Origin of the sequence: Paenibacillus terreus, from assembly GCF_042138595.1 — a bacterium.
GTDB lineage: Bacteria > Bacillota > Bacilli > Paenibacillales > Paenibacillaceae > Paenibacillus > Paenibacillus terreus.
Map to the genome: position 1 here is coordinate 108868 of NZ_JBHIRX010000006.1, position 11809 is coordinate 120676.

Below are 11809 nucleotides of genomic sequence, written 5' to 3' on the forward strand. Positions count from 1 at the left end.
TTATAGTTCTCACTAAACTTCGTACAATGAGGAGAGCATTCATGGAGACGCTGCTCGAACATGTCTATCAGATCCGCCTCCCTCTTCCCTTTCGTCTGGACCATGTGAACAGTTATTTGATTCAGGACGAGCACGGATGGAGCGTGATTGACCCCGGGCTGGATACGCCCACAACCAAAAACGTATGGCTCCGGACGCTGCGTCATTTCAATCTTCAGCCCTCGGATATCAAAAGGATTTTCATTACTCATTTTCATCCTGATCATTACGGGTTTGCGGGAACGATGCAGCGCTGGACTCATGCCGAAGTGATCGCAAGCCCCCGAACGTTCGCCTTGGCCGAGCGATATTTCAGCAATGAGCAAGCGGGGCGAGATTTCCATTATTACCGGAAGTGCGGCATGCCTGAGCAGCTCGCTGAAGAAGTGACCGTGCTGGATTCACAATTGCTGGAACAAATCTCTCCAATTGAGGGTAATAGGGTGAATTTGCAGGAACATGAAACGGTCATGCTCGGCGGCAAACCGTTTAAAATCATTGTTGGCGGCGGACATGCCGCAGGAAGCACGGGGTTTTGGAATGAGAAGGAGCGTATACTGATTGGCGGGGATATGCTGCTGCAGAAAATCACGCCAAACATCACATATTCTTACGAAGATGATGAGGAAGATAATCCGCTGCAGCAATATTTTGATACGTTGAATGCGTTACAACGCCGGAATATCCAAACTGTTCTGCCCGGTCACGGACCGGTCTTTCATCCAGATCCCGGCTTTATCGAAACTGTGATTTCCCACCATGAGGAGCGTCTTGATCACATTTTAGGCATTGTTCAGGATGATGGAAAAGATGCACTCAGCGTTTATAACATCTGCCTGCGGCTGTTTCGCAAGGTATTCAACACGGATAGCGCCAGATTTGCGCTGGGAGAAACGGCAGCCCATCTGCGTTTCCTGGAAAAGCAAAAACTCTTGCATTTGCATGAGTCCGGAGGGGTGTATTATGTTGTGGCCCCATGAAAAAAAGAACCTTCAACAACTCTCTCAAGCTGATGAAGATTCTTCGGGTTCAATGGGTTCTCTCTGCTTACTCCGGATTGGAAGAAGGATACAAATGACACGCAACCTGCCGCCCACGCGCCGCCTCGGCAAATACGGGCTGGATCTTGCTGCAAATGTCCATGGCTGCCGGGCAGCGGTTATGGAATGCGCAGCCGCTTGGCGGGTTCTCGGGACTTGGCACGTCACCCTTCAGGACGATTCGCTGCAGATCCGCTTCCGGGTCGGCGACCGGAACAGCGGACATCAGCGCTTTGGTGTACGGATGCAGTGGCTCCTGAAAAATTTCCTTTGTCGGCGCCAGTTCCACCAGTTTTCCCAAGTACATAACGCCAACCCGGTCGCTGATGAATTTCACGACAGAAAGATCATGGGAGATGAACATATAAGTCAGGTCGTACTGCTCCTGCAGATCCTTCATCAGGTTCAGCACCTGCGCCTGAATGGATACGTCCAGGGCGGATACCGGTTCATCGCAGACGATGAATTTCGGATTCAGGGCGAGCGCTCTTGCAATGCCGATCCGCTGCCGCTGTCCTCCGGAAAATTCATGGGGATAACGCCCGGCATGGTAGGAAGACAGTCCGACGACCTCCAGCAGTTGGCCAACCCGCTGCTTAAGCTCCGTTTTGCTTAAATTTTCATGGGTGATCAAGGGCTCCTCCAGCACCTGCTGCACCGTCCATCTGGGATCAAGCGAAGCAAAAGGATCCTGGAACACCATTTGCATATCAGTCCGGAATTTGCGCAATTGCTCGGGATTCAGACTGCGCACGTCCGTGCCGTTGAATAGAATCTCGCCATCCGTAGGCTCAATCAGTCTAAGGATCGCCCGGCCGGTCGTGGATTTGCCGCAGCCGGATTCACCCACAATAGCGAGTGTTTCTCCCTTTTGCACCGTCAGGGTCACACCGTCAACGGCCCGGACTGCTCCCACCTGTTTGGAAAATAAGCCTTTTTTGATCGGATAATGCTTCTTCAAGTTGCGAACCTCAAGCAGTGTGCTCATGATATCCCTCCTGCTGCAGCAAACAGCGGCATTTATGCCCTGCTTCCACTTCTTCCAGCTCAGGCGCATTGGCACGGCAGATGTCCTGGGCAAATTGACAGCGCGGCGCAAATCTGCAGCCTTCCGGCATTTCCAGCGGATTCGGTACCTGCCCGGGGATGGAGGCCAGCCGGTCCTGCTCGCTGTTGAGCTGCGGCAGGGAAGCCAGCAGACTTTTGGTATAAGGGTGCTTCGGATTTTTGAAAAGAGTCTTCACATCCGTCTCCTCCACGACCTGACCGGCGTACATGATGACGACCCTGTCACACATTTCCGCAACTACGCCCAGATCATGCGTGATCATCAGGATGGACGTGCCTTCCGTCCGCTGCAGCTCTCTCATCAGATCCAGAATCTGCGCCTGAATGGTCACATCCAGCGCTGTTGTCGGCTCGTCTGCGATAAGCAGCTTCGGGTTGCAGATCATGGCCATCGCGATCATTACCCGCTGCCGCATCCCGCCGGACAGCTCATGCGGATAGGAGACAGCGACTTTCTCCGGGCGGGGAATTCCGACCTTGGTAAGCATTTCCACGGCCCGCGACATCGCTTCCTTCCTGCCTACGCCTTGATGATATCTGACGGCCTCGGCAATTTGCTTGCCCACCCGGAATACCGGATTGAGCGAGGTCATTGGCTCCTGAAAGATCATGGCAATGCGGTTGCCGCGGATTTCGCGCATTTTTCGTTCTGAAAAGGCGAGCATGTTCTCACCCTCCAGACGAATCTCCCCGGCGGCCACCTTTCCCAGCCCTTTGGGGAGAAGCTGCATAATGGACAGGGATGTAATGCTTTTTCCGCAGCCGGATTCGCCGACGATCCCGAGGGTCTCTCCTTTATCCACCGCCAGATCCACGCCATCCACCGCCCTGATCACACCTGCGGCTGTTTTGAATTCTGTGCGCAGGTCCGTCACCTCAAGCAGCTTGGCCATATCTCCGTCCCTCCTGTTCCAATATAATCAAAATCATTGGGGTATTCTGTTAGCCTGATGCTCGTTCGATATTCAAGCTCCAGTTGCTTATTTACCGGCATCCAAATATTTCAGCGCAGTCAGCGCGTATACTTTGGCCGATTGAATGATCTGCCACACCGGCGCTTTTTCATTGAAGTTATGAATGGTCGGCAGCTCGGCCGGACCATACTGCAGGACAGGAATGTCGTACTTGCGGAATGCGCGCGCATCGCTGGTCGCCCACTGCAGCACGCCATACGCCTCCTTGCCGCTCACCTCGGCAATCGATTCCACCAGATCGTGCACGATGTCCGTGGTTGGTGGCGTCCAGTTGGCATTTCCAAAGAAGCCAAACTGCTTCAGTTCGCTATGGATGCCCACGCCTGCCAGCAGCTCCTTTGCTCTGGCCAATACATCCAGGTAGTCCACGCCAAACGGTACACGCGAATCGACCTGCACGGTACAGCGGTCCGCTACCACATTCACTTTGGTTCCGCCCTGGATCGTTCCGATGTTGACCGTCACATGGTCAAAGGCCTGCCCGTATTCTGGCGTTCTTTCCTCGGCTACATATCGTTTGGAGATTTCAATAATTTCCTTGACCTCCTCCGGAATGTCCGGTTTGATCTCCCAGAGCTGCTGCAGGGCTTCGATGCCCCGGGCCGCTTTCAGAATCGCGCTTTCGCCTGCGATCGGCTGCAAGCTGCCGTGCCCTGGCGTGCCTTCCACCGTAAACTCAAACCAGCAGCTGCCCTTCTGGCCAATCGTCGGATTTTGCGGACCTGACGGCTCGGCAATGACAGCCGCCGTTCCGTCGATATGCTTGCGTTCCAGCATCCACGGCACACCGAGATGACCACCGGTTTCCTCGTCAGGCACGACCAGCAGCGACAGGCAGCCATCCAGCGGAACCCCCAGCTTGGACAGCAGGGCGACCGTAAAGATCAGCCCCCCAAGGCCTGCCTTCATATCCGATGCGCCGCGCCCCAGCAGATAGCCGTCGCGAATCTCGCCGCAGAACGGGTCAAAATCCCAGCGGGACAGATCTCCCGCAGGCACAACGTCCGTATGGCCGCAGAAAATGAGTCGTTTTCCGCCAGCTTCCGGTGAACCGTAATCAGAGACGAGGTTCCACATCTTGGGCTCAGCTTCATAGACGGTCGTTTCGATGCCGGCCTCCTTCAGATAGTTCATGATAAACTGGCTGATGTCCCGCGAGTCTCCTGGAGGATTTTCGGAAGGGAACTGAATTAACCGCGAGCAGAGCTCCAGCAGTTCATCCTGCCGTTTATCAATTTCTTCGAGCACAAGCTTTTTCCAATCTGTCATATCGGTCCATCTCCTTTGCATTTACCAACAGTCTGTTTTGTCGCAAGAGGCACTATCCGCCTTGTTAGAGAAGCATCGTGCAACTGCACGATCACGAATATGACAGCCCCCGGCTGTGCATGGACCGGGGGTGTCATGGCGGACTTCCGAATTATTGCTTGTTCAACGAATAGAAACGGATGACTTCATCAGGATAGTACACATATCCGCTGATATTTTTGTTCATGCCCACAATCCGGTTGTATTCATAAAGGTAGGCCCATGGCGCCTCGGAAGTGATGATTTCCTGGGCTTTGCCGTACAGCTCCTTGCGGGCGTTTTCGTCCTGCTCCGTGCTGGCCTGCTCCCACAGCTTATCCACTTCAGCATTGTTGTAGTGCATATAGTTGGAGGAGCCCTTGCTGTACATCAGGAAGCCGAGATGATAACCCGGATCGTTAACAAACGAAGTCCATTTGGAAATGTAAGCTGTCAGGTTGCCTTCGCGCTGCTGTTCAAGGAACTGTGCACGCGCCACGTTAACGATGTTCATCGTTACCCCGATTTTGGCGAGTTCAGCCTGAATCAGCACGGCATCGTCCGCCCAGTCCTGGAACCCGGAACCAAGGGTCAGATCAAAGGTGAACCCGTCAGGATAGCCCGCCTCAGCCAGCAGCTTCTTGGCTTTTTCCAAATCGTAGGTGTAATTATATCCGGCATCCGTATAACCCGGGGTGTTGCTCGCAACGGCGCTCTTCATCTGCTTCGCCTGTCCGTACATAACATTATTGATCAGCTGATCATAAGGAATCGCATAAGAGATGGCCTGGCGCACCTTCGGATTGTCGAATGGCTTCACTTTGTTATTCATGGCAAAATACAAGATCCGGTTGCTTGCGTTGGATTGAACCTTCAGCTTCTCATTGCTTTGCAGGTTGGCAACGTCCTTCGGCGGAATTTCAATGGCCATATCCACATCGCCTTTATTCAGCAGCAGCACGCGGTTGGAAGCTTCTTTTGTAAACTTCATGTTGACCTTGCTGACCTTTGGCGCCCCCTGCCAGTAGTCCGAATTCGCGTTAAACACCGCTTCTGTAGCGGGGTCCCACTTTTCCAGGAGGAATGGTCCGGATCCCGCTTCATTCGTTTTCAGGAAGTCTCCGTCGCCTTTTTCCTTCACAAGCACATCATCGACAATGGAGAAGTTATACAGGGAAATCATCTGCAGGAACATATGGTTCGGCTTGGACAGCTTGACCTCAACCGTGTGATCGTCTACAGCGGTCACCTTATCGATGGCGCTCATCCCGTACAGGAAGCTGCCGGAGTCCGAGTTTTTCAGACGTTCAAATGAATAGAGCACGGAATTGGCTGTCAGCGGGTTGCCGCTGTGAAACTTGACGCCTTCACGCAGATGGAAAGTATAGGTCAGCTTGTCATCGGAGACATCCCAGCTTTCCGCCAGCATCGGCTGAATATCCTCAGTATTGGCGATTTCGCCGCCTTCGGAGGACTTCGTACCATAAGTGACAAGCTGATCATACAAGGCAAGCACCAGTGTGTCGGACGTCAGATCGCTGGCTTCGGCCGGATCCATCGTCGAACCGCCTTCAGAATAAGCAATGGTGACTGCTTTGGGTGCGGATGAACCTTCCGCGCTTCCTCCGCCGCTGGAGGCCGCCTGATTGGCGTTGCTCGCGCAGCCTGCCAGCCATAGAACCATGGACATGGCGATGAGTAGATAAAGACTTTTTCTGAGCATTGCATTTTCCCCCTTGTGTGTGTTCAAACGTGATCAAAAGATGACATTTTGAACTACCTCTATTAGTTATTTGCTGGAGCGCAGCCTTGGATCAAGTACATCCCGCAGACCGTCCCCGAGCAAATTGAACCCCAAGATAGCTGTAGCAATGGCGAGTCCGGGAAAAGTAACAATCCACCACTCTCCCGATATGATATAAGCGCGTCCTTCCGAAATCATGGCGCCCCACTCCGCCGTCGGCGGCTTGACTCCAAGACCAAGGAAGCTGAGGCTCGCTGAGGTCAGAATGGCAAATCCCATGCCCAGCGTGGCATTAACCAGCAGCGGAGCAAGCGCGTTAGGGAAAATATGCCTGAATAAAATGGTGGAATCCTTCACCCCGATCGCCCGGCTGGCTTCCACAAACTCCTTCTCCCTGAGGGAAATGGTCTGTCCGTGAATGAGTCTGGCGAATTCCGGAATGCCCACAATACCCACGGCAATCAGCGCACTGAGCAGCCCCGGACCCATCGCAGCCGCGATAGCCATGGCCAGCACCAGCGAAGGAAAAGCAAGCAGGATGTCCATACAGCGCATGATCATGCTGCCTGTCCGTCCGCCGTAATACCCGGCAATCGCGCCCAGCGGAACCCCGATCACAAAGGAGATGGATACGGCAATCATGCCTGTCCATATGCTGATTCTCGCTCCATAAACGACACGGCTGAATATATCCCGGCCATAATTATCCGTACCGAACCAATGCCCGGTGCTTGGTGGCAGCAGCTTGTTGGCCGGATCGGTGCCATACGGATCATGCGGGGCAATCCACGCGGACAGAATTGCCGTCAGCATCCAGCCCAGGATAAATATCAGTCCGACTACAGCCAGTTTGTTGCGCACCAGCAGCCGCCAAAAGGTCGTTCGTTTCCCTATGGAAGCCTGCGGCTGTCCAACAGCTGTTTTGACCGCTGCATCACTAGCACTGCTCATTGCAGTCCCCCCTGTCTCTCTCTTCTATTTACTCATAGCGAATACGCGGATCGAGCCACCCGTAAATCAGATCCACAGCCAGGTTAATGAAGCTGTAAATCAGGGCGCTGACCAGGGTAAAAGCCTGAATCGGCGCATAATCCGCGGCCAGAATGGAATCCGTTACGTAGCTGCCTACCCCCGGCCATGTGAAAATCGTTTCCGTAATGACCGCGCCACCGATCAAATACCCGACCTGCAGGCCAAGCACCGTCAGTGTCGGAATAAAAGCGTTAATCAGCGCATGCTTGTAAATGACGATCCGTTCCCCAAGTCCCTTCGCCCGCGCGGTGCGGACAAAATCCTGGCCGATGACCTCAAGCATGCTGGAGCGCATCATTCTGGCCACGATGGCCATCGTGCCTGTGCTGAGACAAATGGCAGGCAGGATCAAATGGGAAATGCTGCTTTTCAATGCCACGAAATCTCCGCTCAGCAAGCTATCCACCACATAAAGTCCTGTAATATGTGTCGGCGGATTCAAATCATTGCTGATCCGGCCCATTGGGGCGGGGGCGATGCCCAAGGTCGCATAGAAAATGTAGATAAACAAAAGCCCGATCCAGAAAATCGGCATACATGCTCCGATCAGGGAGAATACCCGCGAAATATGATCGACGATCGATTCTTTGCGCGTAGCCGCTAGAATTCCCACTGGAATCGCCACCAGAATCGCCACAATCAGACTGGCCAAGGCCAACTCGATGGTCGCCGGAAACCGTGTCGCAAAGTCGCTGGCCACCGATTGTCCCGTATGATAGGCCTCGCCAAGATTCCCCTGCAGCAAGCCGCCTATATAATGAAAGAACTGAGTGTACAGCGGCTGATCAAGCCCCATGCTTTTGCGGATATTTTCAATCGTTTCCGGTGTTGCCTGTTCCCCCGCAAGCATGACGGCAGGATCGCCAGGCAGAACCCTTGAAATAATAAAGGTAATGATGACAATCCCCAGCAGCGCCGGGATCATTTGAATCAGCCTGCGAATGGTGTAGATAACCACTGCCTTTCCCCCTTTTTATACGGATGCAGCGCATCCTCTCTTGTCATGTTTGCATTCCCCTCGTGTTATGTTTGTTCTCCCGCTTGCGATTTTTTCAATTGTACTGTAATGAGCGCATCGCTTCCTATGTACCCTGCAAATAAAAATACGTTCTTTTCTTTGTCGTTTGAGCACAAATGAAACATTTGATGTAATGTAACAAACAAGCTTATTAGACAAATATGTAAATTTATATAACAAAATGACCTGTTGAAGCTGCGGCCACCTTTTTACGGATGAAATTCGGGGGCAAAGGCGATCGCTCCGCTTTTCCGGAATTGCTTCGTCCTTTCCGCTGCTTCGTGCAAACTTCTACCTAAAACAAGAAGAAATCTTCATTCTCATACGATTTCTAATAAAGCAAAGAGGTCGAGAAAAGGAGCAGCTCGCCCCTAATATCTACCTTTTTTTTAGGATTTTAGGAATATTACACCAATAAATTTATGTTTTCCAGAATCTTAACAAAACTTTAAGATTTTCTGTTACTTTTCCTCGTTTTATATCCTGTATATTGGTTAAATGACAGGATCGTCATAACATTCTTTTTTTCCTGAGAGGAGCTGCACATCATGAGCATGAAATTCAGAACGAAGTCAGCTGCAAAAACGGTTATAGCCATGGGCATCATGGGTGCGGCGGTTTTCGGCACAACCATCTCCATTCCCACTCCGCTCACATCTGCTTCCAGCGCCGCAGCAGCTGCAGCTACTAGCGACAGCATAAGCGCTGAGCAGAAGAAAATGGCCATCGATACGCTAAATTCTTTCTATAAACCTGCTTTGAAGGGACAATTTCCGGGGGCCGTCAGCGGCTTTACCGTGGGCAAGACCAAACGGGCCGAAGTGATCAAAAAGTTCGGAGAGCCTATGGAAAAAAGCGGGGGCTTTGAATTTTACACCGCCAATATGGGGAATCCCGGTTACGCTTTTGCCTATAAATCCGGTGTGATCAACGAAATGCGCTATTTTGGCACAAATGTAGAGCGGCAGACCAATATCGGCGGAATCACGATCAGTATGCTGTGGCAGCAGTGGTTCAAGCCCGAGCACAGCACCATCATCCAAAGCGGCGGTAAACAGCAAATCAAGGTAACTTACCTTAGAGGCGATTACAAGCTGGACTTTATTTTCAACTCCAAGACCGACCTTGATCATATCAATCTGACAAAAGCATAATTTACGAAAGCTGCGGCAGCGCGAAAAGACCGGCCACCCACCGTCATGGTGGTATTATCCCCTCACAGTAGACAGTGAAAAAAACGTTCATGTTACAATGAACTCAACACTGTAGACTGGAGGTTTTTTTTCAGGGAGGGAAGTTGAATGCAGAAGGCCGGTGCACGCTATCCTCTATCCTTGAGAGTGCTTGGCGGAGTTTCCCTTTCTCTGTAAAATTAAGGATATGATTAGCAGCAACAGCGGCATTAAAGCGCAAATAATGACTCCAAAATATCCTGCAAAATTACCCATTCTGTCGGTTTCCACTAAATTTTTTGGATACATGGCGGCGGCAAACAGAAAAACTAAAGGAAGATAATGAACATACTTGTTCCGCTTTTGGGTAAGGTGGCTGATTCCAGCGACAAGGTAAAAATAGTAATTTGCCGTAGTCATGTAAATTTTAATCGTCCACAAAACGATAAACAGCAATTCGAAACGTTCCAGGAATGCCCCAGGAAATTCAATCTGCTGGGCAAAAGAAAGAACCGGCCACTGCAACCGGGAAACCTCTTCAACTGACATGCAGGCGATGACCATCGTCACCATCAAGAGATACAACCCCATGGCGATGGAATAACCGATCGCTCCCGCCTTCCACGCCTGCTGCGGATGAACCATGAAATTTGTCAAGATGAGTATGGATTCAAAACCTAGTGTCGAAAAGGGAACTACTTTTAAAGATTGGAAAATCGGCTGCCATCCCTTATGAAAAACGGGAAGCAAGTTATCGGGATCGAAATGGTTGATGTTCAGAACAATCAGCAGTATAAAAACGATAAAAGTTAAGGGGAAAAAAAGCTCCACCAACCGAACCATCACATGAAGTCCGCCTGAAGTCAAATAACCGACAAGCAGCAGAAACGGGATGAGAATCGCGCTTACCGGCGTTCGCTCCAGGGCCAAGGCTTTGATAAATTCCGCCATCATTCTTACTACATGCGAGCAGATAAAGAGGCAGTATAAGATAAATGATATGTTGATGATGTGTCCGATAAAATTACCCGCAATTCGTGTATTTATCTCGTAAAATGTCTTCCCGGGAAATCTTCGGCATAAGCTCACATTAATAAAAACGGCGACCAACCCCAGCAAGCTGGACAAGAACAGCCCCTGCCACACATCGGGGGTTTGCGTCTTTTCCGCTATGGTTCTCGGCAAGCTGACAATCCCCACGGCGTACACGGTTGAAGTGACCGTAAAGACCGTTTGGAGGGTGGATATTTTTTCATGTTTCATGTCAGGTATGTTCGTCACTTTGCACCCGCTCCTTTGCTATAAGCGCCCGTTTGTTCTATCTCGGCCTGAACCTGGACATGAACCGGGATTTCACTGAAGGTATCCGGCCAGCTGTTCTTCACGCGATCCCAGGTTGCGGGATATTTCACTTTTAGCCTTGTGCGAAAATCGGCTACGTCCGTTTTTCTTTCTTTCTGCAGCTTTCTTATGGAGCGAAGCACAGTCTCTTTGATCTCCTCTTGCGCAGCTTCTTTGGCCGTTGACAAAAACGATTCCTTCAGAAGGTCGGCGGAGACAATTCGAATCTCGTTCAGCTTAAGGACGGCCTTAATACGGACCGTGAATGAGATATCTTGTCCCTTTACATGGGGGATGAGTTTACTCTTCACCTCATCAACTTCAAATACCATCGTTTGCTTCGTCCGCGGATCCTCAGTTTCAATAACGGCCCCCTTCGTGTTTCCCAGCATCCAGTTGATTCCGCTGACATCGTCTCCTTGCAGCCAACCGGCAAACTTCTTCGTCTGGCCGCTGATTAAGGCCGCGCCTGCCAAACGGTTACCCTCCTTACCGGTATTCAGCCGTTGAATCAGCAAATCGGCTCCTTGTGAAATCCGGATAGAGACTTCTCCCAATGTAATTTTTTCGGGTATTTTTGTGTTTAAAGCGCTATTTTGAGACAGGTCCTGCAGATCGATGGAAGCCATGTCTTTATGTTTGCCCGTCTTCGCTAGCGCTTCCTGGGCGCTGCCTTTCACGACCATAATCACCGAGTTGCGGCTTGGTTTGTAAGAGCGGGTATATGTATCCAGCAATTGATCGATCCTCGTCTTCCTTAAAACCTCATCACTGATCAAGATGAGACGGATGAAATTATACAAGGGAGCATGGGCCACCTGTTTTGCCTCTTCGCTTGAAGCGTTTTGAATGGAAGTTTTGTTGAACGTCGTGACGTTGATATATTCATTTTTTCTCTGTTTCTGTGCGATTAAGTGCTGATAAGTAAGTTTCAGCGAATCCTGATCCAAATCGATCGCTACTCCGAGAATGATGCTCAAATCTTCGATTTCCCGGCTATCCCAACAACCGGTGAGCAAAACACAGGCCATCCATGCGGCAATGCATTTCTGCAGCACCAGGTTGGGGCGTGACTTAAAGATGGAAGATGTCAT

At 51.1% G+C, this 11809-nt stretch carries 10 protein-coding genes; 2 read left to right on the plus strand and 8 right to left on the minus strand.

Features of this window, described 5'->3' with window-relative positions; translation table 11 throughout:
* Positions 1 to 41: 41 nt before the first annotated feature.
* Positions 42 to 1019 (plus strand): MBL fold metallo-hydrolase, encoded by a 978-nt coding sequence (locus tag ACE5KN_RS13180; RefSeq protein WP_375524913.1) that lies wholly within the window; start codon positions 42 to 44, stop codon positions 1017 to 1019.
* Between the two features lie 67 nt (positions 1020 to 1086).
* Here ACE5KN_RS13180 and ACE5KN_RS13185 read toward each other — a convergent pair whose 3' ends face one another.
* The 6 genes from ACE5KN_RS13185 to ACE5KN_RS13210 form a co-directional block, all read right to left on the minus strand.
* Positions 1087 to 2067, minus strand: a complete 981-nt coding sequence (locus ACE5KN_RS13185; protein WP_375524912.1) for an ABC transporter ATP-binding protein — start codon at positions 2065 to 2067, stop codon at positions 1087 to 1089.
* Complete coding sequence (locus tag ACE5KN_RS13190; RefSeq protein ID WP_375524911.1) at positions 2051 to 3040, minus strand: ABC transporter ATP-binding protein; 990 nt, start codon at positions 3038 to 3040, stop codon at positions 2051 to 2053. The genes ACE5KN_RS13185 and ACE5KN_RS13190 overlap by 17 nt, the downstream gene beginning before the upstream one ends.
* A gap of 87 nt (positions 3041 to 3127) precedes the next feature.
* Positions 3128 to 4390, minus strand: coding sequence for a M20 family metallopeptidase (locus ACE5KN_RS13195; protein ID WP_375524910.1), 1263 nt, complete (start codon positions 4388 to 4390; stop codon positions 3128 to 3130).
* 151 nt (positions 4391 to 4541) lie between these two features.
* Entirely contained in the window at positions 4542 to 6131 is a 1590-nt protein-coding gene (locus ACE5KN_RS13200) for an ABC transporter substrate-binding protein (protein WP_375524909.1), read from the minus strand.
* Between the two features lie 66 nt (positions 6132 to 6197).
* Positions 6198 to 7103, minus strand: a complete 906-nt coding sequence (locus tag ACE5KN_RS13205) for an ABC transporter permease (RefSeq protein ID WP_375524908.1) — start codon at positions 7101 to 7103, stop codon at positions 6198 to 6200.
* 28 nt (positions 7104 to 7131) lie between these two features.
* Positions 7132 to 8142, minus strand: coding sequence for an ABC transporter permease (locus tag ACE5KN_RS13210; protein WP_375524907.1), 1011 nt, complete (start codon positions 8140 to 8142; stop codon positions 7132 to 7134).
* 608 nt (positions 8143 to 8750) lie between these two features.
* On the opposite strand from ACE5KN_RS13210, the gene ACE5KN_RS13215 reads away from it, so the two are divergent.
* Positions 8751 to 9356 carry a YjgB family protein gene (locus ACE5KN_RS13215; RefSeq protein ID WP_375524906.1) on the plus strand — a complete coding sequence of 202 codons (606 nt, stop codon included), beginning with the start codon at positions 8751 to 8753 and terminating at the stop codon, positions 9354 to 9356.
* 174 nt (positions 9357 to 9530) lie between these two features.
* Here the strand turns inward: ACE5KN_RS13215 and ACE5KN_RS13220 are convergent, their stop codons facing one another.
* Positions 9531 to 10637, minus strand: a complete 1107-nt coding sequence (locus ACE5KN_RS13220) for a GerAB/ArcD/ProY family transporter (protein WP_375524905.1) — start codon at positions 10635 to 10637, stop codon at positions 9531 to 9533.
* A gap of 14 nt (positions 10638 to 10651) precedes the next feature.
* Entirely contained in the window at positions 10652 to 11809 is a 1158-nt protein-coding gene (locus ACE5KN_RS13225) for a Ger(x)C family spore germination protein (protein WP_375524904.1), read from the minus strand.